Source organism: Paraconexibacter sp. AEG42_29 (genome assembly GCF_040581415.1).
Lineage (GTDB): Bacteria > Actinomycetota > Thermoleophilia > Solirubrobacterales > Solirubrobacteraceae > Paraconexibacter.
Map to the genome: position 1 here is coordinate 3,891,363 of NZ_CP114014.1, position 24,452 is coordinate 3,915,814.

Here is a 24,452-nt window from a genome sequence, read left to right on the forward strand (position 1 = left end):
CATGTCCGCCTACGGCGCCCTCTTCACCCGGATCTACGACCCGTTCCTCGCGTGGGGAGAACGCGCCGGGATGGGGGCGCTGCGGCGCTCCGTGCTGGCGCAGGCGCGGGGCGACGTGCTCGAGATCGGGGCGGGGACGGGCCTCAACCTGCCCGCCTACCCGGCCGGGGTGACCGCGCTGACGCTGGCCGAGCCCGAGCCGTCGATGGTCGACCGCCTGCGGTCCGTCGGCGCCGCGAGCCCGCTGGCGCCGACCGTCGTGGCCGCCGGCGCCGAGTCGCTGCCGTTCCCGGACGCGAGCTTCGACACCGTCGTGAGCACGCTGGTGCTGTGCACGGTCGGGGACGTCGACGCATCGCTGGCCGAGATCCGCCGCGTCCTGCGCCCCGACGGACAGCTGCTGCTGATCGAGCACGTGCGGTCGGACGCCCCGTCGCTCGCCCGCTGGCAGGACCGGCTGCACCGGCCATGGCTCGCGTTCGGCTACGGCTGCAACTGCAACCGCGACACGCGCGACTCGCTGGCGCGGACGGGCTTCACCGTGGACGCGCTGACGCCGGCGCGCTGGCGGCGGATGCCGGTGATCGTGGCCCCGCTGATCGCGGGCCCGTCGACCCTCGCCGCGGAAAGCTGAACCAGCGTTCCGCGGCCCCACGAGCCGCAGATCTCCGGACGACGCCCCACCCGGAACCTGAACCAGCGTTCCGCCGCGTCACGAGCCGCAGATCTCCGGACGACGCCCGCGGCGCGCGTAGAGGGCGGCGCGGACGCAGGCCCCGAACCCGCCGGCCGGAACGCCAGCCAGCACGCTCAGGACGAACCAGCGCTCCGGCGGGCCCGCCACTGCACCTAGGTCGACCGACGTCTCGGTCAGGGCGATCCACCCGTACCAGGACGCGTTCGCGCTCACGAGCAGCAGCGTCCCGCCGACCGCCCCGCGCCCGGCCACGCGCGCCCACGCCGACAGCGTCGCGAATGCCTCCGCCCATGCCGGCTGCCCCCACCCGCCGAGGCCGCCGGTCCCGCCCGCCGCGACCGCGCCGGCCAGCAGCGCCGCCAGCACCCAGGTGCGCTCGCTGCTGATGCCGGCCGAGAAGCCGCGCGTGACCTCCTCGAGGCGGCTCGCGACGCCGAGGACGACGCCGCCGAGCACCACCCCGGCGAGCCGCATCGCGCTCAGCGGGCCTTCCGCCGCGCGGCCGAGCTGCGCCGCACTCACCGAGCCGCCCGTCGCGCCAGGTTGAAGCCGGCCAGCCCGTCCGCCTCGCGGAGGCGGTCCTGCAGGCGCGGCAGCACACGCACCCGCGCCGCGGACGGCAGCCGCCGCAGCGCCGGCAGGGCGTCCGCCGACAGGTTCGCCAGGTAGGTGACGTCCACCGACCCGCCCGCAGCGGCGCGGGCCACCGCCCGGTCGGCGATGCGGCCGTCCGGGTTGGACAGGCAGAACGCGAGGACACCCACCGCGCTCAGCCCGACCGCGGCGCGCGGCGCCCACCGTGCCAGCCGCGGCAGCGCCCCCGCCGCCAGCGTCAGCAGGAAGATCGCCGCCAGCCAGAAGACGATCGCGTGCCCGGCGTAGCGCACCCGGCTGAAGCCGTAGGCGCCCTCGACCAGGCCGAGCCGGTGGTGCGCGCTGACCAGCATGACCAGCGTCAGCGCGCACAACACCCCAAGCAGCCCGCGCACGACCGCGTCGCGCCGCCGGGCCGCGACCGCCACCACCGCCAGCGTCAGCGCCGCCACGAGGAGCAGCTGGACGAACCCCTGCCGCGCGTAGTCGCCGTACCCGAGCCCGGTCGTGGCCACGACGTACCGCGCCCCGCCGAACAGCACGCGCAGCTGCACGAGCACGAAGACCGCGAACAGCCCCACGAGCGCACCGATCGCGATCCGCAGCTCGGTCTGCCCCGGGCTGTACGGCTCGCGCAGCGGGCCGATGGCAACCCGCCCCGCCGACCGCACCAGGGCCCCCGCCGTCAGGACGAACGCCAGCCCGAGCGCGGCACGCCAGAGACCGTCCTCCGCGTCGACGTCGAGCGCCAGCGCGGTGTCGGCCAGGTCCGCGAACGCGCGATCGGCGCTCGCCAGGAGCAGTCCGAAGCCACCGGTGAGCACGACCGCGAGGGCGACCCCGCGCACGATCGGCAGCAGCGGCCTGTCCCCCGGCCGCGGGACGAGGGCGCCTGCTGCCTGGCTGACGACGGCCAGTCCGCCCGCCCACTGCAGCGGCGCGACGAGCGCCCGCCGGACGTCCGGCCAGCGGCCCGGCGGCGCGACGGCGGCGGCGCCGACGAGCAGGCTTGCAGCCACCGCGACCGCCACGACCCAGCCCGCGTCCCGGAGGACGGGCTGGACGGCGAGCGCCGCCGCCAGGACGCTGAGCCACGGGCATCGGCGGCCGGGCGCGCTGCTGGCCGCCGCGGCCAGCACCAGCAGCAGCGCGCCGCTCAGCGCGAGGCCGACCCGCTGGCCGGCGACCGCCGTGGCGGCGATGAGCCCGGCACCGAGGGTGCAGGCGAGGGTGATCCTGGACATGGGGCGACCTCCCGGTCGATGAGTGGGTTTCAGGTGAAGCTGATGCGCGACCGCCGACCACCGACCACCAACCACCGAAACCCGATGAGCATCGGACTGCGTGACGAAGATGCGGGTCTCGGCGCCTTGGTCAGGCGGTCGGTGTCGCGGCGGTGGGCGGCGGGAGCGTGCGGCAGGCGGCCCGACGCCCAGCCGGCTCGGGCGGGCGGCTACGGCAGGTCGACGACCATCCGGCAGCCGTGGGGCGCGACCGCCTCCGCGTGGATCACGCCGCCGTGCAGCTCGACGATCGACCGGGCGATCGCCAGGCCGAGGCCCGAGCCGGGCACCGATCGCGACCGGTCCGCGCGGGCGAAGCGATCGAAGACGCGCTCGGCCTCGCCGTCGGGCAGCCCCGGGCCGTGGTCCTCCACCTCGATCCGGACGCCGCCCGCGACCCGGGCCGTCGCGCGGACCACCAGCGGCGCACCCGGGGCGTGCCGCCGTCCGTTCTCGACGAGGTTCGCGACGACCTGCCGCAGGCGGTCGGGGTCACCGCGGACGTGGAGTCCGTCCGGTAGCTCGGCGCGCGTCACGTCGCAGCCGGCCACCAGGTCCGCGACCGGGAAGGCCCGGCGCGTCAGGGTGGTCCCGCCCGCCTCCAGGGCCGAGAGGTCCAGCAGCTGGTCGGCCAGCCGGCCGAGGCGCTCGGTCTGCTCGAGCAGCGCGGGCAGGTCGGCCGGCTGCACTCCGTCGACGGCGTTCTCCAGCTGCGCGCGCAGCACGCTGATCGGGGTACGCAGCTCGTGCGCGGCGTCGGCGACGAGGTCGCGGCGGGCACGGTCGAGCGAGTCGAGCTCCGCCGCCATCGTGTTGAAGGCGACCGCGAGCTGGCCCACCTCGTCCCGTCCCGGCTCGACCACCCGCTGGCCGTGCTCGCCGCGGGCCATCGCCTCGGCCGCGCGGGCCATCGCGCGCAGCGGGGCGATCATCCCGTGGGCGACGAGCTGCACCGAGCCCAGCGACAGGGTCAGGGCGACCAGTGCGCCCCAACGCAGCCGCAGCCCCAGCCGCGCCGCGACGAGCATCGTCACGAGCGTGACGAGGATCGCCAGCACGATCACCAGGCCGAGCTTCAGCTTCAGCGTCCCGATCCGCGCGAGCGGGTTCACGCGCCGTCTCCCAGCGCGTACCCGTGCCGCTGGACCGTCCGCACGGCCCCCGGCCCGAGCTTGCGCCGCAGCGCCGCGACGTGCGAGTCCACGGTCCGCGTCGACCCCCCGCCGCCGCGCCAGTCCCACACGGCCGCGAGCAGCTCGTCGCGGGTGAACGCGCGGTCAGGACGGGCGACGAGGGCGGCCAGCAGGTCGAACTCGGTCGGCGTCAGATGGACCTCGGCCCCGGACCGCGTGACGCGGCGGCCGTCCACGTCGACCGCCAGCGCACCGACGAGCACCGCGGGAACCGCCGCCGCGCCACCCACACCGCCCCCGCCGGCAGCGCCTGCGGCCCGGGTCGACCGGCGCAGGATCGCCGCCACCCGCGCCACCAGCTCCCGGGGGCTGAAGGGCTTGGTGAGGTAGTCGTCGGCGCCGATCCCCAGCCCGACCAGGATGTCCGACTCGGACCCCCGGGCAGTCAGGAAGAGGACCGGCACGGGACGGTCGGCCTGGATCTGGCGGCACGCCTCGATGCCGTCGAACCCCGGCAGCATCCAGTCCAGGACGACCAGGTCGGGGTCGACGGCGCGGCACAGCGCCACGCCGTCGGGACCGCTGCCCGCGACCTCGACCCGGTGGCCCTCTGCCCGCAGCCGGGCGGCGACGGCCGCCGCGATCTGCGCCTCGTCCTCCACCACCACGATCGTCGTCTCGCTCGTCATGCAGTGGCGATGCTACGGCCGCGCACGTCCGGATCGGGTGCGCGACCTGTGTGGATCCTGTGCAGATCCGTTACGCCTGCGCCTTCTTGCGCAGCGATGCCACGACCCCACCCGTCAGGATCAGCGCCACCACCGGGAGGCTGATCTCGGGACCGATCTTGCCGACCAGCTCGCCGAGCACCAGCTTGACGGCGATGAAGGCCAGGACCAGCGCGAGGGCCGTCTTCAGCTCGGGCAGGCGGCTGACGAGGTCCTCGACCACGAAGAACAGCGGCCGCAAACCGAGGAGGGCGAACGCGTTCGCGGCGAAGACGACGTAGGTGTCGTCGGTGATCGCGAGGATCGCCGGGACCGAGTCCACCGCGAAGATCAGGTCGACGATCGCGATCAGGACGAGCGCGGCCGCTGCGCCCTTCAGCGGGATGCGCCGCATCAGGCCCTCGACCATCTTGGCCTCGGCCTGGTGATCGTGCCGGTGACGGAGCATCCCGAACGCGGTCCAGGCGAGCAGCGCGGCGAAGATGAACGACACCCAGCTGAAGCTCTCCAGCAGCGCGGCGCCGGCGACGATCGCGCCGCCGCGCAGGACCAGCGCCATGGCGACGCCGTAGGTCAGCAGGCGATGACGGTCGGCCGTCGGCACGCCGAGGGCGCCGAAGACGAGCAGGAAGACGAAGACGTTGTCCAGCGACAGGGTCTTCTCGATGAGGTAGCCGGCCAGGTACGACTCGCCCTGACCGGAGGAGCCGAACACGAACAGCGCGCCACCGAAGATCAGCGCGATCGTGATCCAGACGACGCTGGCGATGGCCGCCTCGCGCCCGTCCATCACGCCGCCGCGACCGCGCATGACGACGAGATCGACGATCAGCAGGACGGCGATGAGCGCGATGAGGATGAGCCAGGCCATGAGGGGAACCTCCGTAATGAACGATTACGAGGTTTGGCCAGCCGCTCCGAGGAGCGGCCCCGGGTCCGGGTGCCGATGGCGGCACCGTGCTGACGGACGACGGCGGGGGGTACTTCCCTCCCGAAGAAGGCTACAGCCCGCCCTTAGCCGAACCTCAAGACGGTCTGGGCGTCCAGCCGCACCACCCCAGAACTAGGTACGCCATGCGCGCTATCGGCCGATTTGCGTCGCCGACCGCCCAGGCCGGCGCCGACCGTGCCGATTCCCGGAGGGCGATGGATCGCACGCGGCACACGGACGAGCTCGGGTTCACCCTCATCGAGGTGATGGTGGCGGCGTGCATCCTCGTCAGCGGCATCCTCGTCGTCCTCACCTTCATCATCGAGGCACAGGCGACGACCTTCACGAACCAGGCCCGTGCCAACGCGAACGCCCTGGTGCGCGAGGCCGTCGAAGGCGCGAAGTCGGTCCCCAACGATCAGCTCGTGAACGCGACCCTGGTGGACACGATGCGCCAGCGCGTCGGCATGTCCGACGACGAGCTCGGCGTGCCCGGCTGGCAGCTCCAGCGCGGCGGCATCGTCTACACGGTCTCCGTCGGCGTCTGCGCCGTCGACGATCCGCGGGACGGCATCGGGACGCACGAGGCCGGGATCTTCTGCGCCTCGGGGACGACCGGTACCGCGGTGGAGGCCTGCAGCCAGCTGCTGAGCATCGTCGGCGATGTCGGGCTGCCGGGCGCCGGAGTGAGCGGGGCGGCAGCCGCCGGCCTGGGCGACTGCGGCCTGGACGTGGACTTCGACGGGCAGGTGGACGGGCTCGTCGACGTGGCGGGCTCGGTGTGCGTCGGCGCCTGCGCCCTCGGCGGCGTCGACACGAGCCCGGCGGACGCTAAGCGCGTCGTGGTGCTCGTGCGCTGGGACCGCGGCGGCGGGTCCCGGTACGTGCTGCAGGGAACGACCGTCGCCAATCCGGGACTCGCGGGCGCACCGGCGATCGCGACGCTCACGAGCAGCGTCGCCTCTCCCGTCACCGGACCCGGCGTCACCGAGATCCAGGTCGGCGCGACCACCTCCGTCGGCGCGGCCACGGTCGGCGCGTACGTCGACGGCACGCAGCGCGGCACCGCGACCGGGAGCGGGACGTCGTGGTCGTTCAGATGGCCGCTCGGCACGGTGTCCGGGGGCAGCGCCCCGGGGGCGGACGAGGTCCTCGACGGCAGCTACCTGGTCGGCATGAAGGCGTTCGACGTGAACGGCCAGTTCGGCCAGTCACGCTCGCTGACGGTCCTGTTGAACCGGCGGGCGCCGTATCCCCCCGGCGGCCTGCAGGCCGGCCGGAACGGCGCCGCCGCCGACCTCGAGTGGCAGCCGTCCGCCGAGCGCGACGTCGAGCTCTACCGGGGCTTCCGCTCAACGGGCAGCGGCTGGACGCAGATCTGCGAGAGCACGACCCCGTCCTGCACCGACCCGTCGCCGCCGGGCATCGGCATCCTCACGTACACCGTCGCCGCCGTCGATCGCGACGCGGCCGGCAACCTGCGCGAGGGCGCGAAGGCGACCAGCGCGAGCGCGCCCCTGCTGAACGCGGCGCCGTACGCCCCCTCCGGCCTGACGCTCTCCAAGGCGTCGGGAGCACCCGTGCTGAGCTGGAGCGCCTCGGCCGGCGACCCGGACATCGGCGACGGGGTCGACCACTACCGCGTCTACCGCGACGGCACGGCGCTGAGCAGCCGCTACGACCGGACGGGCAACTCGACCGCGGTCACGTGGACGGACACGCAGACCGGCGGCCAGGCGCACAGCTACTGGATCGTCGCGGTCGACTCCCACCTGGCCGAGTCCACCCTCGTCGGACCGGTGTCGGGATGATCGGCGCGCGCGACGACCGCGGCGAGATCACCCTGCCGGGACTGCTCGTCGCCTCGGCGCTGTCCCTCATCCTGATGACCGCGGTCCTCTCGTCGTTCGAGAACGCCCAGAGCCAGAGCACCCAGCTGACGGCCCGCAACGGCAACCAGCAGACCGCGCGGCAGGCGTCCGACAACCTCGCGGCCGCGCTGCGCAACCTCGCGAGCCCGACGCCCGATCAGCCGCAGGCCATCGACCGCGCCGGGGCCTACGACCTCGTCTTCCAGGACGTGGATCCCGCGGGGCCGAACAACGGCCAGAACCTGACGAACGTCCGCCGCGGCCGCTGGTGCCTCGCCGGCGACGGGACGCTGTACTCCCAGCGCCAGACCTGGACCACGGCCGCCGTGCCGCCGGTGCCGAGCGCGACGGCGTGTCCCGGGACCGGCTGGTCGCAGACCTCCGTCGCCGTCGCGCGCCTGACGAACCTGGCCGGCACACCCCGTCCGCTCTTCTCCTACGACGCAGGTGTGCTGACCGACATCGCGGGCGTGCACGTCGACATGTACGTCGACGAGGATCCGTCCCGCGCGCCCCCGGAGGCGCGGCTCGTCACCGGCGTCTTCCTGCGCAACCAGAACCGGCGACCGACCGCGCTGTTCACGGCGGCCGCCACGGCCCAGGGGATCGTGCTGAACGCGAGCGCGTCCACCGACCCCGAAGGGCAGCCGCTGCGCTACACGTGGCTCGACGGGACGACGGTCGTCGACGACGGCATCACCACCACCTACAAGGTCACTGCCGGGACGTGGCACACGATGAGCGTGCGCGTCCAGGATCCCGCCGGCCTGATCTCCACATCGGCAGCGCAGGCGGTGCGGGGATGACGCCGGTGCGCACCAGCCGCGGCGAGGACGGCTGGGTCCTGCTGACGAGCATCGCGATCATGAGCCTGCTGATGCTCATGTCGACGGCGTTGCTGTCGATCGTCGACACGCAGTCGAGCATGTCCCGGCAGCAGCGGGTGCGCGAGACGGCGTTCAACCTCGCCGAGGCGGGTCTGAACGCGCAGATCTTCAGCCTCTCCCGCGATTGGCCCGGCGCCGGCGCGGTCAGCAACCCCTACCCGACCTGCTCGGCCCAGGTCAGCTCAGCGCGCTGCCCCGCGAACGATCAGATCACGCGCCTCATCCCGACGGCCGAGGCCGCCGGAGCGACCTGGCAGACGCTGGTCCGCGACAACGGCGCAGCCGGCAGCGCGAGCTTCTACTCCGATGCCCTCGTGCTCGCACAGCCGGCGTACGACGCCAACCGCGACGGGCAGCTGTGGGTCCGCGCGACGGCGACGGCCGGTGAGAAGACGCGGACGGTGATCGCCCTGGTCCGGGCCGAGCAGCAGGAGGAGGACATCCCCCACGGCGCCCTCATCAGCGGGCGGCTCGACATCTCCAACAACGGCAACAAGATCATCATCGACGCTGCGGCCGGCGGCGGGATGCCCACCGCGGTGGTCCGCTGCACGCCGGCGCTGCTGGAGCTCAGCCCGTGCCTCGGGCACCGCGTCGGCGTCGGCGGGATCCCGGGCACGCTCACCGGGCTGCTGAGCTGGCTCGGCCGGCAGCTCAGCCCGAACCTCGCGACCACCGGCTACACCGGCGGGCCGGCGATGAGCGCCGAGGCCCGCGCACGGATGAAGGCGACCGCGATCGCCGACGGGACGTACTTCACCGGCTGCCCGTCGACGCTCGCGGGCAGCGTCGTCTACATCGAGGCGGGGAACTGCAGCTACACCGGCAACGCGACGTACAACACCGCAGCTGACCCGGGCATGGTCCTGATGGCCTCGGGGACGCTCTACCTCGGCGGCACCACGGTGTACAACGGCATCCTCTACCACGCGAACGGCGCCGGGACGACGGGGCCGGTGCTCCAGCTGCAGGGCAACACGAACGTCGTCGGCGGGATCCTCGTGGACGGCAACGCCACCACGGTCGCAGGCTCCTCCAAGCTGAACGTGCAGCTGTCCCTCGGCGCGTTCCGGGCCGTCCGCAGCTACGGCTCGGCCGGAGTCGTCCAGAACACGTGGCGCGAGATCCGCGGGCAGTGAACGGAGCGGGACCCGGCCGGCGGAGGTGCGTGACGACCGGCGGGGGCACCACCGGGGGCGTCGTGGCCCCACGGTCGGCGGCCTCGCAGTCCTGCGCAGCGTCGACGTAGCCCGCGGTCGCGCCGGACACGGCGACGGGCGTCGCACCGCTTCCGGGATAGATGCTCTACGGCCAGCCGAACCGCTGCCAGACCGCGGGCGTCAGCTGCCGCGTGTTGCGCAGCATGCCGGCCTGTAGCGCGAACGGCCGCGTCGCGCGCTCGGCGGCACGGTCCCAGGACGTCGCCGACGGCGGCACGACGGCCGCGTGGCGGTCGAACCAGCCGAGCAGCAGGTCGGCGGTCTCGGCGTCCCGCTCGAGAGGGACGGCGTGGCCGCAGCCGCGCATGAGGCGCAGCTCGGCGCCGGGTATGCCGCGAGCCAGCAGCTGGGCGTTGGCGACGGGCGACATCGCGTCCTCGTCGCCGTGCAGGACCAGCGTCGGCGCGCGCACCCGCGCCAGCGACCCGTGCCGCGCGAAGCAGGACGCGGCGACCGTCTGGAAACCGGTCGTCCACGGCGGCGGGCGGTGCCGCGCGAACGGCCGGCACAGCTCGCAGACCCGATCGGGCTGCTCGGCCCGGAAGCGCCGCGAGAACAGCACGGCCGCCGGCCAGCGTGCCGCGCCGAGGTCCCCGGCCAGCTCGCCGACGGTCCGGGCGACCGCGAGCGGCGCCGGCGTGCGCGTGAGCGGCCCCCCCGGCCCGCCGCCGATGAGGACGAGCGACTTGACCCGCGAGGGCATGCGGACGGCGAGCTCGAGGCCGACGGCGGCGCCCATCGACAGCCCGACGACATGGGCGGCCGCGATGCCGCGGTCGTCCAGGACGCGGGCGGCGTCGGCCGCGAGCATCGCCATCGAGACCGGCGCCGGCCACGCCGCCGACCGGCCAGACCCGCGGTGGTCGTACGTGATCAGCCGGACCGCGCCCGTGTAGCGCGCGGCGATCGGGTCGAAGACGGCGCTGGAGATGGTCCAGCCGGTGATGAACAGCACCGCCTCGGGGCGACCGTCGGAGCCACCCGGCCCGTTCGCGGGCCCGTCGTGGGTCGTCCCAGGGACAGCAGAGGGGCCAGCGATGCCCGGCCCGGACTGCGTGACGTCCGGGGACGACGGGCCGCGGTCCTCGACCCACAGCCCCGGGCGGCTACGCGTGCGCACGGTCCGCCGTCGCAGGAGCCACCGCCACGCGCTCCGGTTCCGCCAGCGCCGCCGCGATCGCCCGGTACGCCTTGCGGTTGGCCATCATGCCGATGTGGCTCCCGGTGACCTCGACGCAGTCGGCCTCCGGGACGATCGCGCGCTCCCAGCGCACCACGCCGTCGCCCTTGGAGTAGATCGACGTCAGCCGCACGCGGTCGACCGGGAAGTCCGCGGTGTAGTCGCGGATGAACCCGCAGGTGCAGCGCGCGCGGAAGCAGTCCGGCTCGCGGCCCCGGCCGGTGAACGTGAGGATCTGCCGCGCCGCGCCGACCGCGCTGCGCGTCGGCGAGCTGATCCCGAACAGGCCCTGCAGGTCGGCCCCCATCGAGATCGCGTGGGAGACCAGGTCCGGCCGCCGGGCGGCGAGCGCGCGCGTGAAGTGCCCGCCGCGCGAGTGGCCGATCACGGCGATCCGCCGGCCGTGGGTCGCCGCCAGGGCGTCCGCCACGCCCTCGATGCGGTCGACCGCCCGGTCCGAGCAGTCGACGTTGAAGTGGAAACCGGCGGTCTGCGGCCGGTAGCCGATGATCCGCAGCCAGCGGCGCAGCAGCAGCAGGCTGTCGTCCCCCGCCAGGAACCCCGGCAGGACCAGCACGGGCCGCCCGTCGCCGTGCGGCACCGTGAGCCCGTAGGCGACCGGGTCGGCCATCAGCCGCCAGGCCTCGAGCATCCAACGCGTCTCGGCCAGCGGGCGGCCCATCCAGCCGCCGGGGACCGGGGTCAGCTGGCGGCGCGCGGGGGCGCGCGCCTCCTCTTCCTCGAGCGCCATCTAGGCCGCGTGCACGTACGAGCCGGGGGCCTTGGCCAGCGGCTTGTGCTTGGTCGACCCCAGGGTCTTGCGCGGCGGGCGCAGGTCCCCCGAGCGGGCCGCGAGCCACTTCGCGTGGTCGCCCCACCAGGAGCCCGACGTCCGCGGCACGTCGCGGACGAACTCCGCCTCGGAGTCCGGCAGTTCCTCGGACACACGGAAGTTCGACCGTGACTCGCCGCCACCCGCCCAGCCCGTCGGCGGGTTGATGAGCGCCTGGATGTGGCCGCTGGTCGACAGCACGAACCGCGGCGCGCCGCCGAACAGCTTCGCCCCGCGGTAGGCGTTCTCCCACGGGACGATGTGGTCGTTCAGCCCCGCGACGACGTACGCGTCCAGCTTGACCTTCCGCAGGTCGACCGGCGACCCGAGGACCGTCATCCCGCCCGCCTTGGTCATCGTGTTGTCCAGGGCCATGTGCACGAAATCGCGGTGCAGCCCCGCCGACAGCCGCACGCCGTCCTGGTTCCAGTAGAGGATGTCGAACGCCGGCGGCGGCTTGCCCATCAGGTAGTTGTTGATGACGTAGCCCCACACCAGGTCGTTGGGCCGCAGCCACGCGAAGACGTTCGCCAGCGCCTTGCCGTCCAGGTAGCCCTTGCGCGCAGACTCCGCCACGGCGGCCGCCGCCAGCTCGCGGCCGGCCAGCGCGGACGCCGTGCCCGCCCGGGCGTTGTCGAGCGCGCAGACCAGCAGCGTCAGCGACGCCACGCTGTCGTCCAGCTTCCCCGTGGCGGCGAGGTGGCCCGCCAGGCCCGACGTGATGATCCCGCCCGAGCACGCCGCAGCGAGGTGGACCTGCTCCTGCCGGCAGATCTGGGCGACCGCCTCGCGCGCCTGCACGACGGCGTCGGCGTAGGTGTCGAAGTCGTAGTGGCCCTGCTCGGCACCGGGGTTGCGCCAGGAGATCATGAAGACCTGCTGGCCCTGCGCGATCAGGTACTCGACCATCGAGCGGCCGGGCGCCAGGTCCAGCACGTAGTACTTGTTGATCGTCGGCGGGACCATCAGCAGCGGGACGGGACGGACCCGCGCAGTCGTCGGCGCGTACTGGATGAGCTCGAAGACGTCGGTCCGCAGGACGACGGCGCCCGGGGTGACGGCGACGTTGCCGCCGACCTCGAACCGCGACGTGTCGACCATCGCCGGCAGCCGCCGGGCACCGATGTCGCGGCCCGCACGCCGCACGCCTTTCACCAGGTTCGCGCCCCCCTGGTCGAGCGTCTCCTTCAGCACCGCGGGGTTCGACCACGGGAAGTTCGTCGGCGAGAGCAGGTCGTGGACGTTGCCGGTGACGAAGCGCGCCATGGTGTCGGCGCGCCAGTCCAGGTCGGCGTCGTCGATCAGCCCGTCCGCGTGCGTGCCGGCCGCGATGTAGGTCTGCGCGACCCGCCGGAAGAGCCAGTTCTTCTGCCAGGCCGGGTCGGCGAACCGCTTGTCCCCGCGGGGCGGCGCGATCTCCGAGCTGCCGCGCGTGATCTCGGCGACGTCCTTCGTGAAGCTCGCCGCCCGGCGCGCCACCCGGTCCGGCCGCAGCCCCACCCGTGCCGCCGTCTTCACGAGCGCCCCCGGCTGGCGCGCGATCCGCTGCGCCGGGTTGCCCATGGCGGCGTCGGTCAGCAGCACGTCCAGCGCCGCACCGCCCACGCCTCGTCGTCGGTTGTCAGCAGCCACGACACCATTGAATCCGCACGTGCCAGGGCGGCGCGTGTCGCGTTGCGCCAATCCGCACGACCGCTTTTGGGGGTCCCTCCCGACGGGCCGGGAGCTACCGTGGGCAGTGTGGACACGAGTGAACTCCCGACCTGGCCCGTCGCGGCCGGGTCCCTCGTCCTCGGCTTCGCGGTCGCCCAGGCCACGGGGGTGCGCCCGCTCGGCGGCATCGTCCTGGTCCTCGGCGCCGGTTGGTGCGCGCGGCGCTGGCTGCCGCAGACCGGCCCGGTGCGGACCGCCACGCTGCTCGCGATCTACTTCGTGGCCTTCGTCCTGTCGCACGTGATCGCCGATCTGGTCGGCACCTGGCCGGCGGTGGCGATCGTCAGCGCGCTGGCCGGCGGCGCCGCCTGGCTCCTCGCCGACACCTCACGGCACGCGAGAGCGCCTGCGCCCCGTACCCTCTGAGGGGCAATGAAGCGCTCCGCCGTCCCCTCCGTCGCCCTGATCGCCGCTGCCGCGCTGGTCGCCCTGCTGGTCTACGGGGTGGCCATCAAGGGCTCGGACACGACGCTCGACGACGCGGTGAGGAAGGGGCGGCTGCCCCAGGCCCCCGGCGCGACCATGAAGCTGCCGCGACTGGACGGCGGCGGCAAGGCGTCGATCAGCGACTTCCGCGGCAAGGTCGTGGTCGTGAACGTGTGGGCGTCCTGGTGCGGCCCGTGTGCCGACGAGGCGCCGGTTCTGCAGAAGGCGCAGAAGGCGCTGGAAGCCGACGGGGCGGGCACCGTCCTCGGCGTGACGAACAACGACTTCCCGAACAAGTCGATCGCGTTCGAGCGCAAGCACGGCCTGACGTTCCCGAGCGTGCGCGACCTCGGCATCAAGCTCTACCGCAAGCTCGGCGGGACGGGGGTCCCCGAGACGTTCGTCCTGGACGCCAAGGGCCGCATCGTCGCGCTCAGCCGCGGGCAGGTCAGCGAGGAGTTCCTGACCCAGGCCATCGCAAAGGCGAAGGCGTCGACGTGATCCGCCGTGCCTGGATTGGTCTAGCGGTGCTGCTCGCCGCCTTCGTGCTGGCGCCGTCAGCCGTGCAGGCCGCCGCCCCGCGGGCGTCGTTCAACGACATCGAGGACGAGGTGATGTGCATCACCTGCAACGTCCCGCTGAACATCGCGGTCTCGGTCCAGGCCGACGAGGAGCGCGACCAGATCCGGGCGCTGATCGCGCAGGGCCTGACGAAGCAGCAGGTCCTGGACCGGCTCGTGGAGGACCTCGGCCCGCAGATCCTGGCCGACCCGCCGCGCGACGGCTTCAACATCACCACCTGGCTCGTGCCCATCGGCGCCGTCGGGGGCGTCGGCCTGCTGCTCCTGCTCACCATCCCGCGCTGGCGCGCCCGCCGCGACGACGAGGACCCGGCCGCCGTGACCAGCACGGCGACCGGTCCGGCGCCGAGCGCCGACGATCTGCGGCGGCTGGACGACGACCTCGCCGCCACGGAGGTCTGACGGGTGAGCGCGTCGCTCGCGGTCCTCGCGGCGACCACAGGGGACACCACGGTTCTGGCGGCCTTCGCCGTCGGCCTCATCTCGTTCATCTCCCCGTGCGTGCTGCCCCTCGTCCCGGGCTACCTGAGCGCCGTCTCGGGGGTCTCGCTGGTCGACATCCGCAGCGACGAGCGGACGGTCGGCGCCGTCCTGTGGCCGGCCGTCATCTTCTGCCTGTCGTTCACCGTGATGTTCGTGGCGCTCGGGATGACCGCCACCGGGCTCGGATCGGCGCTGCGCGACAACATCGAGACGCTCGACCGGGTCGCGGGGATCTTCATCATCGTGATGGGCGTCTTCTTCCTGCTGACGCCGTTCGTCGACCGCTTCAACCAGGAGTGGCGCCCGGAGACGCTGATGGCCAAGGCCGGCAGCGGAGGCCCCGTCGTGGCGGGCCTGGCCTTCGCGGTCGCGTGGACGCCGTGCGTCGGGCCGACCCTGACGTCGATCCTCGCGACGGCGGCCACCAGCGACACGGTCGGCCAGGGCGGGGTCCTGCTCGCGTTCTACTCGGCCGGTCTCGCGGTCCCGTTCCTGCTGACGGCGGTGGCCTTCGACCGGATGGCGTCCGCGTTCAAGTGGATCCGCGAGCACTACTCGATCATCACCGTGTTCAGCGGGCTGATCCTCATCGGCATGGGCGTCCTGATGCTCACCGGCGAGCTCACGGTCCTGAACCGCAATGCCCAGGACGCCCTTGACAGCATCGGGCTGGACATCTTCAACCGCTAGTCGCACTTAGGTCGATTTCCGCCATATACCGTCGGAGTCGACTACGGTGCGGGCATGCGGATCCGCCACGTCCTGCCGATCGCCGTGCTGCTGGGGACGCTCGCCGTCCCGGCCGCCGCCGGACCCATCCGGACCTACACCGGGAAGGCGACCGCGACCGACGGCAGGTTCCGGTACGGCAAGGTGATCGTGAAGACCAACGGGACGAAGGTCACGAAGATCGAGATCCAGGCGGTGACGACAATCGGCTGCGGCGGCTTCATGACGGTCGTCTTCGCACCGGGCGACCCCGAGATCCAGATCACCAAGGGCTCGGCGACGATCAAGGGCGGCAAGTTCTCCGTCCGCTACCGCCCGGTTCGCTCGGTCGAGGAGCAGGAGACCGAGATCAAGGCGACCATCACCGCCAAGTCGGTGACCGGCGGCACGTTCAAGTCGGGCGACCTGTCGACGCCGGCGCCCCTCGACGGCCTCTGCGCGAACGGCGGACGCTTCAGCGCCAAGCGCTAGGCGGCCGGCTCGGCTCCATCCGCGGCGCTTGCGTCGCGGTACATCTCCTGCGGGGCGCTGATGCCGAGCAGGTCGAGGCTGGTCGCCAGGACGTGCTGCGTCGCGCCGGCCAGCGCGGCGCGGAAGGACTCGGCGGGGTCGCCGACGATCAGGCAGTCGCGGTAGAACGCGGTGAACGTCTGCGCCAGCTCGAGCGCGAAGGCGACGACGCGGTGCGGCGCGCGGCGGTCGGCGGCGTCCGCGACGACCGGGCCGAACGTCAGCAGCGACTGGATGAGCGCGCGCTCGGACGGGTGCAGCGTCGCCCCGTCGGCGATGTCCGGGTCGGGCGTGGCCTCGCTGCGGGCCAGGATCGAGGCGATCCGGGCGTGGGCGTACTGCACGTAGAAGACCGGGTTGTCCGCCGACTGCGACTTCGCGAGGTCGAGGTCGAGGTCCATCGTCGTGTCGTGCGAGCGCGCGAGCAGGAACCAGCGCGCGGCGTCGACCCCGATCTCGGCCACCAGCTCGTCGAGCGTGACGAACTCCCCGGCGCGCTTGGACATCGACGCGCGCTCGGTGCCCGAGACCAGGTGGACGAACTGCATGATCAGCAGCTCGAGCTCGTCCTTGCCGCCGCCCAGCGCCTCGTACGCGCTGTGCATGCGGGTCATGTAGCCGTGGTGGTCGGCGCCCCAGACGTCGAGCAGCAGGGTGAAGCCCCGCTCGCGCTTGTCCTGGTGGTAGGCGATGTCGGACGCGAAGTACGTGTGGTCGCCGGTGGACCGCTCCAGGACGCGGTCCTTGTCGTCCCCGAACTCCGTCGTCCGCAGCCACAGCGCACCGTCGTGGCGGTAGCTGCGGCCCTGCTCGGCGAGGACATCGAAGGCGTGCTGCACCTTGGACGGGCCGTCGTCGGCCGGGACGTCGTGCAGCGACTTCTCCGAGAACCACGTGTCGAACTCGACGCCGAACGCCGCCAGCGAGGTGCGGACGCGATCGACCATCAGGTCCACCGCCTGCTGGGACACCGCGACGAGGTCGCCGTCAGCGGCGCCCGGGAGCGCGTCGGCGATCTCCTGCACGTAGGCGCCCTGGTAGCCGCCTTCGGGGACCTCCTCCCCGCGTGCCCGCGCCTGCACGGACTCGCCGAGCTTCACGATCTGCGAGCCGAAGTCGTTGACGTAGTACTCGCGGTGCACGTCGTGCCCGAGGAAGCTCAGCATCCGGGCGAGTGCGTCGCCGTAGGCCGCGTTGCGGCTGCCGCCGACGTGCACGGGGCCCGTCGGGTTCGCAGAGACGAACTCGACGTTGACCTTCTGGCGGCCGGGCGCAGCGGCCGGCACGCGGCCGAAGTCGTCGCCCGCGGCCAGGACGTCGGTCAGCGCCCGGGCGTGCCAGGCGTCGCTCATGAACAGGTTCAGGAACCCGGGGCCGGCGATCTCGGCCTTGGTCAGGTCGTCGCCGAGCTCGGTCGCGATCGCCTCCGCCAGTCGCGTGGCGACGTCCCGGGGGGACGACTTCAGCGCGCCCGCCAGCAGCATCGCCGCGTTCGTCGCGTAGTCGCCGTGCGAGGCCTGCTTGGGCCGCTCGAGCGTCGGCTCGCTCTTCGGCGTCGCGCCGAGTGCGGCCGCCGCACGGAGCACGGCGGCCCGGAGGTCGTCGACCGGAGTGCTCGCGGGGGCGTCTGACATGGCCGGGACGATAGAGGCAGCCCGCCTCGGCGCAGCGGCTCGTCAGTGGTGGTAGGGCTCGCCCGCCAGGATCTTGTGGCCGCGGTACAGCTGTTCGAGCAGCACGACCCGGGCCAGTTGGTGTGGCAGCGTCATCGGGCCGAGCGACAGGCGGTGGTCGATGCCGTCCACCTCGTCCATCCCGAAGGCGCCCGCGATGACGAAGCACAGGTCGCGCCCGGACATGCGGCGTTCCTCGAGGAACGCGCTGAACTGCAGCGAGTCGTAGGTGCGGCCCTCGCTGTGCAGCTGCGAGACGAACGCGCGCTCCGGGATGCGGCGCTGGACCTGGTCCTCCTCCCGCACCTCGATCAGCTCCAGGCGCACGTAGCGGCTCATGAGCTTCTCGTAGTGCGCGATGTCGTCGGCGTAGGGGGGCCGGAGCCGGCCGACGGAGAGAACGGTGAGGCGCATCGGGCGGGGCCGAGTCTATTGCGCGCCAGCGCGGGTCTTGCCGGGCCCGGAGTCCGCGGCGACGCCGAACGTCGATTCCCCACGCCCAGACGCGGGGAAACGGACGCTCGACGCAACGGCCCCGCCCACCCGGCCCTGCTGCGATCAGGTGGTCGCCGCCAGCCGTCGCCGCAGGCGCAGCGTGTAGCCCGCCGCCGAGACGCAGACCGCCAGCAGCAGCGCCGCGCAGCCGCCCAGCACGAGCGGGACGTGGGCCGCTGCCCAGTCCTCCAGCCGCGTCCACCGGCCGGGGCCGTCCCCGGCGCGGAAGACGACCTCACGGCGGTCGAGCTCCCGGCCGCCGCCCTCGAGCGTGACGACCAGGCGCCGGCGTCCCTCGGACACGCCCGGCAGGCGCAGCTCCACGGTCCGCCGCCCACCCGCGGGCACGGCGGAAGCGCCGGATATCGCGCCGCTCGCAAGCAGCTGCTGCCCGCCCGCGGACCGCAGCTGCCAGGCGCCGCGGACCGGCGCGGCCGCCGTCCCCCGGTTGACGAGCTCCAGCTGCGCCGTGAACGCGCGGTCACTACCGGGCTGCGGCACCGGCAGCGCGGCGATCCGCAGGTCGGGTGTGGGGAGCGTCCCGTTCGCGACCAGGCGCAGCGGCAGGGTGACCGTCGTGACCGAACGACCGGAGCGGACGACCGCACGCGCCGTGTAGCGGCCGGCGGGCAGCGGGCGGGCGACGACGGCGGGCAGCTCGCGGTCGGCGCCGGGCAGCACGTTGCCGGTGGCGAACGTCGCGCGGCCGACGACGCGACCGCGGGCGTCGCGGATCCGCAGCCGGGCGGCCGGCCGACCGTGGATCGTCCCGGCGCCGCGCACGCGGACCAGCAGCCGCAGCGCACGTGCGGGGGCCTGCTCGGCGCGCAGCCCGGTGGCGGTCGTGAGGGCCGTCGCCGGCCGCGAACGGCTCGGGTAGGTCAGCAGCAGGTTCGCGGTCAGCCGCAGGCGGGCGGTCACGGCGTTCCGGGCGGCGCTCGCCCGTCGCGGCACCGCTTCGAAGAGGATGACCCCGTAGGCCCCGCGGCCAGTCTGCGGACGGCGGGCGACAACGGTCGCGACCACGGCCCGCGACCGGCCCGCCCGCAGCGTGAACCGTGCCGGGCGCACGCGGACGAACGCACGCCCGTCCCGGCGCGCGCGTGGGCCCAGACCGTACACGGGCAGCCCCGACAGCTCCTGCCGCGCCACCAGCCCGGTGGCGACGACGTCCAGGTCGCGCCCGGTGGTGTTGGTGACGCGGACGGGCCGCAGGCGGTCACCGGCCTGCACGCGCGCGGCGACCGACGACGGGGTGATCAGCACGCCCCCGTCCGCACGCGCCGACGGGGCGGCGGCGCCGCCGATGAGCGCCACGAGGGCCAGGGCGAGCGTGGCGACGGCACGCGAGAGGAGATGTCTAGAACGCATGATCGGCGGTGTAGGTGACCTGGATGCGGTAGCTGTTGGGACTGGCTCGGCGATCGGAGAACGAGCTGCGCAGCCGGTACCGGACGCCGAGGTCGTGGGTGCCGCAGAGCAGCCCGATGAGGCATCCGGTCGGGCCGAGCCCGGTGCCGAGCAGGTACGGCGTGGAGTTCAGGGCACGCCAGACCGGCGTGGTCGGCGTCCCGTCGTACGACGTCCGCGCGACCTCCAGGGCGTTCGCCAGGATCTTCGGCGCCGCGACGACGTAGGCGGCGCCCGTCCACTCCTTCGGGCGGCCGTCGACGAGGTCGGTGCTGACCTTGACCCCGTAGGCGACGTTCGAGGACACGGTGAGCGCCTGCTGGGCCGTCACGGTCGTCGTCCCGGCGCTCACGGTCCCGAGGGCGAGCGGGGACGCCGGCATCGACAGCTGCAGGCAGGGCGACAGCAGCGAGACGGAGCACAGGGCGTGGGCGGGTGCGGGCGCGGCGGCCAGGGCCGTGCAGGCCACGGCCACCGTGCCCGCCACGGCTCTAGTAGCCCTGCGCCACGTCGAAGCTGACGAGGATCCGGTAGTCGTTCGAGCCGGCACTGGCATCGGCGTAGGAGACGGTCTGCCTGTACTCGAGCGCGACGTCGACACCGGAGTCGCCCGTGACGCCCTGTGCGCCCGTGGCAAGCGCCGGGGTCGAGGTGAAGGCGGCGAACGACGCGCCGGGGTTGACCCCGCCGACCGTGTGCGGGCGCCACGTCAGGGGGTGGGCGAGGACCTTCGGCGTCGAGGCGACGTAGGCGGCGCCCGTCCACTCGCGCATGATCCCGTCGACGGCGTCGGTAGAGGCCTTCAGGCCCCACGACGCGTTCGACTTCACGTTGACGGTCTGGTCGGCCGACGTCGGCGTGCCCGGGCTCAGGTTCCCCCAGGCGTACGCGCTCGGGAACGTCGCCTCGAGCGTGCTGGCGACGTCGGCGGTGACCGACTGCGAGCCGGTCGCCGAGGTGGCGGCAAGCGTCGCCGACGGCAGGACGGCGGCCGCCGCGAGGACCGCGGCGACGGCGGCGGTGCCGGTGAGCAGGAAGGTCGTGTGGGTGCTGCGGCGGGCCATCGGTCTCGCTCCATCCGTGGTGCGGTTTCAGTAGGCCGGATGGTCGGCGCAGCGCCGTGGTTCTTGAGCGGCGGACGCCCGCGGGTCAGCGTCCGCCGGCGCGCTTCTGCGCCTCACCGGCCCCGATCCGCTCACGGATGGTCGGATGGGTCCCGAAGAGCCACTGCGACAGCCGGGGCGGGTCGGGATTGCTGATGTTCTGCAGCGTGATGCGGCGCTCGAAGGCGATGAACGCGTCCGGATCCCGGGTCAGCTCCAGCGCGAACGTGTCCGCGCGCGCCTCGACCCGGCGCGAGAGCTGGTTCGAGATCCACGTCATCGGCAGGGCGACGAGCGCCAGCGCGAGGACCAGGGCGGGCAGCGTCCCCGGCCCGGCGGCGTCACCGCGCGCACCGCGGGGCGCCAGCGCCTCCCCCAGGCGCGCGACCGCCAGCGTCCCGAACGGCGCGACCAGGAGCAGGTACAGCAGCCCGCGCGGGACGTCGTGCCGTCGCACGTGCCCCAGCTCGTGGGCGATCACCAGCCGGCGCTCGGCCCGGGTGAACCGGCGCAGGAGCGTGTCGTAGATGACGACGCGCTTGGTGTGGCCCAAGCCGGTGACGTACGCGTTCGCCGCGGTCGTGCGGCGGCTGGCGTCCACCACCTGGACGTCGTCGACCTCCACTCCGGCCGCCCGGGCCAGCTGCAGGACGTCGGCCCGGGCCTGGCCCCGCAGCGGGGTGAAGTCGTTGAAGAGCGGGTCCAGGACGACCGGGCCCGCGGTGACGAACAGCGCGCCGAGGACGACGATCAGCCCGCTGCCGGGGATCCACCAGCGGCGCGGGGCCCGCCGCACGACGGCGATCGCGATCGCCGCCACGGGGGCGGCCATGAGCGCACCGACCGCCGTGCGCCGCAGGAGGTCGGCCGCCCACGCCCCCCAGTCCTGCGTCGACAGGCCGACGTCCACGGCGCGTGCGTGGGCCACGGCGTCGAGCGGCACGGTGACGAGCGCGAGCGCGAGGCTCAGCGCCGCCCCGGCTGCCGCGCCCGCGACGATCGGCCGCTTCCTGACGCGCGTCAACCACTCCGGGGGCCGCGCCACGAGGGCGATCAGCAACAGGGCCTTGAGCGCGAGGGCGGCCAACGCGATCCACAACACACCGTCGCGGTAGTCGCGCGCACGGTCGATCGCCGCGGCGCTGAAGTACCCTGTGATGTCGATCGGCCGCGGTTCCAGCACCCCGGAACGCGGGGACATCAGGAGCACCGCCCCCTCTGCTGCCAGCAGCGCCGCGACAACGACGGCAGCGAGGCGCACCTTTCGCCGATCCACCCCCGTAGGTCTACCACCCCGCCCGCGTCATGCTCGCCGCCGTCCTCTCCGACATCCACGCCAACCGCCAGGCCTTCGAGGCCGTGCTGGCGGACGCCCGCTCCGCGGCGGTCGACGAGATCTGGTGCCTGGGCGACATCGTCGGCTACGGCGGCGATCCCGAGGCCTGCGTCCAGCTCGCGCTCACCGAGTGCGACCTGCTGCTGGGCGGAAACCACGACCTTGCGGTCGTCGGCCGGCTCTCGATCGACGACTTCTCCCCGCGGGCCCGCGAATCGACGCAGTGGACGGCGCGCACGCTCAGCCCCGCTGCGATCGCAGCCCTGACCCCGCTTGAGAGCCTGGCCGAGCGCGAGGCCATCGGCCTGTACCACGGCAGCCCGCGGCATCCCGTGTGGGAGTACGTCATCACCGCTGCGCTGGCCGACCTGTGCCTGGACAGCGCCGCGCAGCGCGTCTGCGTGGTCGGCCACTCGCACGTCGCCGGTGCGTTCAGCCGCAGCAACGGCCGCCCGGCGACGGGCGCCGTCCGCCGTGCGGGTGACGTGAACGACCTCTCGACGGGCGAGTGGCTGCTGAACCCAGGCAGCGTCGGACAGCCGCGCGACGGCGATCCCCGGGCTGCGTGGATGACGATCGACACGAGCACCGGTGCCGCGACCTGGCGCCGCAGCGACTACGACATCGCCACCGCCCAGGCGGCGATCCGGGCGGCCGACCTGCCTGATTCCCTGGCCGAGCGGCTTCAGTACGGTCAATGACGATGCGGCTGGCTCCTTCCCTCTGCGCGCTCCTGCTCGGCGCCGGCACCGCGTTCGCGGCCGGCTGCGGCGACCGCTCCGGCCTGCTGCCCCCAAGCGCCGCCAACGAGGTCAAGTCCGAGCTCGGGACGGTGCGCGACGAGGTCGACGCGGGCAACTGCCCGGGCGCCGGGACCGCCATCGACCGGGCCCGCAGCGCGGTCAACAACGTCGAGGGCCTCGACGCGAAGCTCAGGAGCCACCTGCTGGGCGGCATCGGCACCCTCGCGGGGCGGGCGAAGCAGGAGTGCGTGCAGGACAAGCCCGACCGGGAGACCGAGCCCGACACCACCACGACCGACACGACCGACACGACGCCGACCACTCCGGAGACCACGCCGACCGACACGGACCCGGTCGAGCCCCCGCCCACCGACCCCGGCGTCCCGAGCACCCCGGTCGAGCCGACCGTCCCCGACCCCGACGGCGGCGTGAGCCCCGACGACCCGTCGTTCGACCCCGGCGGCGCCACGCCCGACACCGGCGGGGCCGATCCGGGCGACGCCGGTGCCGGCGATGACGGCTTCGGCGCGCGCGACCGTGACAACGGGGGCGTCGAGGGGTATTACCCATGATGGCCGGCCAGCTCATCGTCGATCGGTACGAACTCGGTGAGCGGCTGGGCGTCGGCGGCATGTCCACGGTGCAGCTCGCGCTGGACCGCCGCCTCGAGCGCCACGTGGCCGTGAAGCTGCTCGCCGAGCACCTGGCGGACGACCCCCAGTTCGTCTCCCGCTTCCGCCGTGAAGCGCTGGCCGCCGCGCGCCTGGTGCACCCGAACATCGTCCAGGTCTTCGACTTCGGCCTCGACGACGCCAGCGGCCGCCACTACATCGTGATGGAGGTCGTGCGCGGCCAGTCGGGTGCGGAGATCCTGCGCGAGGAGGGCCGCCTCACGGTTCGCGAGGCCGTCAGCCTCATCGAGCAGGCCTGCACCGGGCTCGCCTACGCCCATCGCGGCGGGGTCGTCCACCGCGACGTGAAGCCCGGCAACCTGCTGCGCTCCGACGAGGGCGTCGTGAAGCTTGCGGACTTCGGCATCGCCAAGGCGCTGAGCGCCGAGGAGTCGTCGATTACGCAGGTCGGGTCGGTGCTGGGCACGGCCTCCTACCTGGCGCCCGAGCAGGCCCGGGGCGAGGACGCAGGCCCGCGGGCCGATCTCTACGCCCTCGGCGTGGTCGCCTACCAGCTGCTGTCCGGCCGCCTTCCCTACGAGGCGGCGTCCCTGACCGAGCTGGCGCTCAAGCAGCAGCGCGAGGCACCGGCCTACCTGCACGAGCTCGACCCGGACATCCCCGAGGAGCTGTCGCTGGCCGTCGACCGCGCGCTCGCGCTGGACGCCGAGGATCGCTTCCCGAACGCCGAGGCCATGAGCCGCGCGATCACCGACGGCGCGGCCGGCGTCCCCGACCCGACGGCCTCCACCCGCACCGCGATGCCCGGCACCGAGGCGACGCGCGTGGTCTCCCGCCACGACGAGCCGTCGACGTCCCGCACCGCGATCAGCAGCCGGGACACGGCGCCCGCGACCGGGGCGGCGTCGGGCGCGGTCCGTCAGCCACGTGCCCCGCGGCACCCGCGCGCCGGGACCGTCGCACCCCCGGCCGCCGCGCCCGCACCCGTCGGCGACCGCATGTCGCGGCGCGACCGCAAGCAGCACAACCTCGCCGTCAAGGCCGCCGCGAAGGCGGAGAAGCGCCGTCGCCGCGGGCGGATGCGGCGGATCGCCGGGACGGTCCTGGTCCTCGGCATGCTGGCCGCCGGCGGTGCGGGCGCCGTCATCGCGACCTCGAGCGACCCGACCGCGGTGGACCTGCGCAAGGTCGGCGGCGACACGGTCGACGACGTGGTCAACTCGATCTCGAGCCTGGTCGACGGCAACACCAAGTAGCCGCTG

26 protein-coding genes are annotated in these 24,452 nt (G+C 73.7%); 12 read left to right on the top strand and 14 right to left on the bottom strand.

Annotation, left to right across the window (positions count from 1 at the left end):
* The first annotated feature begins 1 nt into the window (after position 1).
* Positions 2-634, top strand: a complete 633-nt coding sequence (locus DSM112329_RS18950; RefSeq protein WP_354698118.1) for a class I SAM-dependent methyltransferase — start codon at positions 2-4, stop codon at positions 632-634.
* A 78-nt stretch (positions 635-712) separates the two neighbouring features.
* Here DSM112329_RS18950 and DSM112329_RS18955 read toward each other — a convergent pair whose 3' ends face one another.
* The 5 genes from DSM112329_RS18955 to DSM112329_RS18975 all read right to left on the bottom strand — a co-directional run bounded on the left by DSM112329_RS18955 (position 713) and on the right by DSM112329_RS18975 (position 5,306).
* Positions 713-1,219, bottom strand: a complete 507-nt coding sequence (locus DSM112329_RS18955; RefSeq protein ID WP_354698119.1) for a hypothetical protein — start codon at positions 1,217-1,219, stop codon at positions 713-715.
* Positions 1,216-2,535 (bottom strand): DUF4173 domain-containing protein, encoded by a 1,320-nt coding sequence (locus tag DSM112329_RS18960; RefSeq protein WP_354698120.1) that lies wholly within the window; start codon positions 2,533-2,535, stop codon positions 1,216-1,218. Before DSM112329_RS18960 ends, DSM112329_RS18955 begins: the two co-directional genes overlap by 4 nt.
* A 209-nt stretch (positions 2,536-2,744) precedes the next feature.
* The gene (locus DSM112329_RS18965) at positions 2,745-3,686 is read right to left on the bottom strand and encodes an ATP-binding protein (RefSeq protein WP_354698121.1); all 942 of its coding nucleotides are present in this window, start codon (positions 3,684-3,686) and stop codon (positions 2,745-2,747) included.
* Positions 3,683-4,396 (bottom strand): response regulator transcription factor, encoded by a 714-nt coding sequence (locus DSM112329_RS18970; protein WP_354698122.1) that lies wholly within the window; start codon positions 4,394-4,396, stop codon positions 3,683-3,685. The genes DSM112329_RS18965 and DSM112329_RS18970 overlap by 4 nt, the downstream gene beginning before the upstream one ends.
* 70 nt (positions 4,397-4,466) lie before the next feature.
* On the bottom strand, positions 4,467-5,306 hold the full coding sequence (locus tag DSM112329_RS18975; protein WP_354698123.1) for a hypothetical protein: 840 nt from the start codon (positions 5,304-5,306) through the stop codon (positions 4,467-4,469).
* A gap of 275 nt (positions 5,307-5,581) precedes the next feature.
* On the opposite strand from DSM112329_RS18975, the gene DSM112329_RS18980 reads away from it, so the two are divergent.
* The 3 genes from DSM112329_RS18980 to DSM112329_RS18990 are packed head-to-tail and all read left to right on the top strand — an operon-like array spanning position 5,582 to position 9,263.
* Complete coding sequence (locus DSM112329_RS18980; RefSeq protein ID WP_354698124.1) at positions 5,582-7,177, top strand: hypothetical protein; 1,596 nt, start codon at positions 5,582-5,584, stop codon at positions 7,175-7,177.
* Positions 7,174-8,043, top strand: a complete 870-nt coding sequence (locus DSM112329_RS18985) for a hypothetical protein (RefSeq protein ID WP_354698125.1) — start codon at positions 7,174-7,176, stop codon at positions 8,041-8,043. Before DSM112329_RS18980 ends, DSM112329_RS18985 begins: the two co-directional genes overlap by 4 nt.
* Before the next feature lie 5 nt (positions 8,044-8,048).
* Positions 8,049-9,263: a hypothetical protein gene (locus tag DSM112329_RS18990; protein ID WP_354698126.1), complete on the top strand. Its 1,215-nt coding sequence runs from the start codon at positions 8,049-8,051 to the stop codon at positions 9,261-9,263.
* 166 nt (positions 9,264-9,429) lie between these two features.
* On the opposite strand, the gene DSM112329_RS18995 is transcribed toward DSM112329_RS18990, so the two are convergent.
* Genes DSM112329_RS18995 through DSM112329_RS19005 form a run of 3 tightly spaced genes read right to left on the bottom strand, consistent with a single transcriptional unit; the run spans position 9,430 to position 12,988 of the window.
* Positions 9,430-10,464, bottom strand: coding sequence for an alpha/beta fold hydrolase (locus tag DSM112329_RS18995; RefSeq protein WP_354698127.1), 1,035 nt, complete (start codon positions 10,462-10,464; stop codon positions 9,430-9,432).
* On the bottom strand, positions 10,451-11,275 hold the full coding sequence (locus tag DSM112329_RS19000; protein WP_354698128.1) for an alpha/beta fold hydrolase: 825 nt from the start codon (positions 11,273-11,275) through the stop codon (positions 10,451-10,453). Before DSM112329_RS19000 ends, DSM112329_RS18995 begins: the two co-directional genes overlap by 14 nt.
* The gene (locus tag DSM112329_RS19005) at positions 11,276-12,988 is read right to left on the bottom strand and encodes an alpha/beta fold hydrolase (RefSeq protein ID WP_354698129.1); all 1,713 of its coding nucleotides are present in this window, start codon (positions 12,986-12,988) and stop codon (positions 11,276-11,278) included.
* A 108-nt stretch (positions 12,989-13,096) separates the two neighbouring features.
* Here DSM112329_RS19005 and DSM112329_RS19010 point away from each other — a divergent pair, with 108 nt between their 5' ends.
* Genes DSM112329_RS19010 through DSM112329_RS19030 form a run of 5 tightly spaced genes read left to right on the top strand, consistent with a single transcriptional unit; the run spans position 13,097 to position 15,759 of the window.
* The gene (locus DSM112329_RS19010; RefSeq protein ID WP_354698130.1) at positions 13,097-13,435 is read left to right on the top strand and encodes a hypothetical protein; all 339 of its coding nucleotides are present in this window, start codon (positions 13,097-13,099) and stop codon (positions 13,433-13,435) included.
* A 6-nt stretch (positions 13,436-13,441) separates the two neighbouring features.
* Entirely contained in the window at positions 13,442-13,996 is a 555-nt protein-coding gene (locus DSM112329_RS19015; protein WP_354698131.1) for a TlpA disulfide reductase family protein, read from the top strand.
* A complete protein-coding gene (locus DSM112329_RS19020; RefSeq protein ID WP_354698132.1) occupies positions 13,993-14,478 on the top strand; it encodes a cytochrome c-type biogenesis protein CcmH in 486 nt (161 codons plus the stop codon). Before DSM112329_RS19015 ends, DSM112329_RS19020 begins: the two co-directional genes overlap by 4 nt.
* Positions 14,479-14,481: 3 nt before the next feature.
* Entirely contained in the window at positions 14,482-15,249 is a 768-nt protein-coding gene (locus tag DSM112329_RS19025) for a cytochrome c biogenesis protein CcdA (protein ID WP_354698133.1), read from the top strand.
* Between the two features lie 54 nt (positions 15,250-15,303).
* Positions 15,304-15,759: a hypothetical protein gene (locus DSM112329_RS19030; RefSeq protein ID WP_354698134.1), complete on the top strand. Its 456-nt coding sequence runs from the start codon at positions 15,304-15,306 to the stop codon at positions 15,757-15,759.
* On the opposite strand, the gene argS is transcribed toward DSM112329_RS19030, so the two are convergent.
* The 6 genes from argS to DSM112329_RS19060 form a co-directional block, all read right to left on the bottom strand.
* Positions 15,756-17,432: an arginine--tRNA ligase gene (gene argS, locus DSM112329_RS19035; RefSeq protein WP_354698135.1), complete on the bottom strand. Its 1,677-nt coding sequence runs from the start codon at positions 17,430-17,432 to the stop codon at positions 15,756-15,758. The two genes, DSM112329_RS19030 and argS, sit on opposite strands and share 4 nt — an antisense overlap.
* 42 nt (positions 17,433-17,474) lie before the next feature.
* Positions 17,475-17,885, bottom strand: coding sequence for a 23S rRNA (pseudouridine(1915)-N(3))-methyltransferase RlmH (locus DSM112329_RS19040; RefSeq protein ID WP_354698136.1), 411 nt, complete (start codon positions 17,883-17,885; stop codon positions 17,475-17,477).
* A gap of 144 nt (positions 17,886-18,029) precedes the next feature.
* The gene (locus DSM112329_RS19045; protein ID WP_354698137.1) at positions 18,030-19,337 is read right to left on the bottom strand and encodes a hypothetical protein; all 1,308 of its coding nucleotides are present in this window, start codon (positions 19,335-19,337) and stop codon (positions 18,030-18,032) included.
* Entirely contained in the window at positions 19,327-19,863 is a 537-nt protein-coding gene (locus DSM112329_RS19050) for a hypothetical protein (protein ID WP_354698138.1), read from the bottom strand. The genes DSM112329_RS19045 and DSM112329_RS19050 overlap by 11 nt, the downstream gene beginning before the upstream one ends.
* Before the next feature lie 4 nt (positions 19,864-19,867).
* Positions 19,868-20,440, bottom strand: coding sequence for a hypothetical protein (locus tag DSM112329_RS19055; protein ID WP_354698139.1), 573 nt, complete (start codon positions 20,438-20,440; stop codon positions 19,868-19,870).
* An 85-nt stretch (positions 20,441-20,525) separates the two neighbouring features.
* Positions 20,526-21,680, bottom strand: coding sequence for a M48 family metalloprotease (locus DSM112329_RS19060; RefSeq protein WP_354698140.1), 1,155 nt, complete (start codon positions 21,678-21,680; stop codon positions 20,526-20,528).
* Positions 21,681-21,784: 104 nt separating this feature from the next.
* Here DSM112329_RS19060 and DSM112329_RS19065 point away from each other — a divergent pair, with 104 nt between their 5' ends.
* Genes DSM112329_RS19065 through DSM112329_RS19075 form a run of 3 tightly spaced genes read left to right on the top strand, consistent with a single transcriptional unit; the run spans position 21,785 to position 24,446 of the window.
* Entirely contained in the window at positions 21,785-22,516 is a 732-nt protein-coding gene (locus DSM112329_RS19065; protein WP_354698141.1) for a metallophosphoesterase family protein, read from the top strand.
* A gap of 2 nt (positions 22,517-22,518) precedes the next feature.
* The gene (locus DSM112329_RS19070; protein WP_354698142.1) at positions 22,519-23,130 is read left to right on the top strand and encodes a hypothetical protein; all 612 of its coding nucleotides are present in this window, start codon (positions 22,519-22,521) and stop codon (positions 23,128-23,130) included.
* Positions 23,127-24,446 carry a protein kinase gene (locus DSM112329_RS19075; protein WP_354698143.1) on the top strand — a complete coding sequence of 440 codons (1,320 nt, stop codon included), beginning with the start codon at positions 23,127-23,129 and terminating at the stop codon, positions 24,444-24,446. Before DSM112329_RS19070 ends, DSM112329_RS19075 begins: the two co-directional genes overlap by 4 nt.
* The last annotated feature ends 6 nt before the right edge of the window (positions 24,447-24,452 follow it).

Coding starts and splice junctions, on each gene's coding strand:
- DSM112329_RS18950 (WP_354698118.1), top strand. CDS start 2: ATGTCCGCCTACGGCGCCCTCTTCACCCGGATCTACGACCCGTTCCTC.
- DSM112329_RS18960 (WP_354698120.1), bottom strand. CDS start 2,535: ATGTCCAGGATCACCCTCGCCTGCACCCTCGGTGCCGGGCTCATCGCC.
- DSM112329_RS18970 (WP_354698122.1), bottom strand. CDS start 4,396: ATGACGAGCGAGACGACGATCGTGGTGGTGGAGGACGAGGCGCAGATC.
- DSM112329_RS18975 (WP_354698123.1), bottom strand. CDS start 5,306: ATGGCCTGGCTCATCCTCATCGCGCTCATCGCCGTCCTGCTGATCGTC.
- DSM112329_RS18980 (WP_354698124.1), top strand. CDS start 5,582: ATGGATCGCACGCGGCACACGGACGAGCTCGGGTTCACCCTCATCGAG.
- DSM112329_RS18985 (WP_354698125.1), top strand. CDS start 7,174: ATGATCGGCGCGCGCGACGACCGCGGCGAGATCACCCTGCCGGGACTG.
- DSM112329_RS19000 (WP_354698128.1), bottom strand. CDS start 11,275: ATGGCGCTCGAGGAAGAGGAGGCGCGCGCCCCCGCGCGCCGCCAGCTG.
- DSM112329_RS19015 (WP_354698131.1), top strand. CDS start 13,442: ATGAAGCGCTCCGCCGTCCCCTCCGTCGCCCTGATCGCCGCTGCCGCG.
- DSM112329_RS19030 (WP_354698134.1), top strand. CDS start 15,304: ATGCGGATCCGCCACGTCCTGCCGATCGCCGTGCTGCTGGGGACGCTC.
- argS (WP_354698135.1), bottom strand. CDS start 17,432: ATGTCAGACGCCCCCGCGAGCACTCCGGTCGACGACCTCCGGGCCGCC.
- DSM112329_RS19040 (WP_354698136.1), bottom strand. CDS start 17,885: ATGCGCCTCACCGTTCTCTCCGTCGGCCGGCTCCGGCCCCCCTACGCC.
- DSM112329_RS19045 (WP_354698137.1), bottom strand. CDS start 19,337: ATGCGTTCTAGACATCTCCTCTCGCGTGCCGTCGCCACGCTCGCCCTG.
- DSM112329_RS19055 (WP_354698139.1), bottom strand. CDS start 20,440: ATGGCCCGCCGCAGCACCCACACGACCTTCCTGCTCACCGGCACCGCC.
- DSM112329_RS19060 (WP_354698140.1), bottom strand. CDS start 21,680: ATGTCCCCGCGTTCCGGGGTGCTGGAACCGCGGCCGATCGACATCACA.
- DSM112329_RS19065 (WP_354698141.1), top strand. CDS start 21,785: ATGCTCGCCGCCGTCCTCTCCGACATCCACGCCAACCGCCAGGCCTTC.
- DSM112329_RS19070 (WP_354698142.1), top strand. CDS start 22,519: ATGCGGCTGGCTCCTTCCCTCTGCGCGCTCCTGCTCGGCGCCGGCACC.
- DSM112329_RS19075 (WP_354698143.1), top strand. CDS start 23,127: ATGATGGCCGGCCAGCTCATCGTCGATCGGTACGAACTCGGTGAGCGG.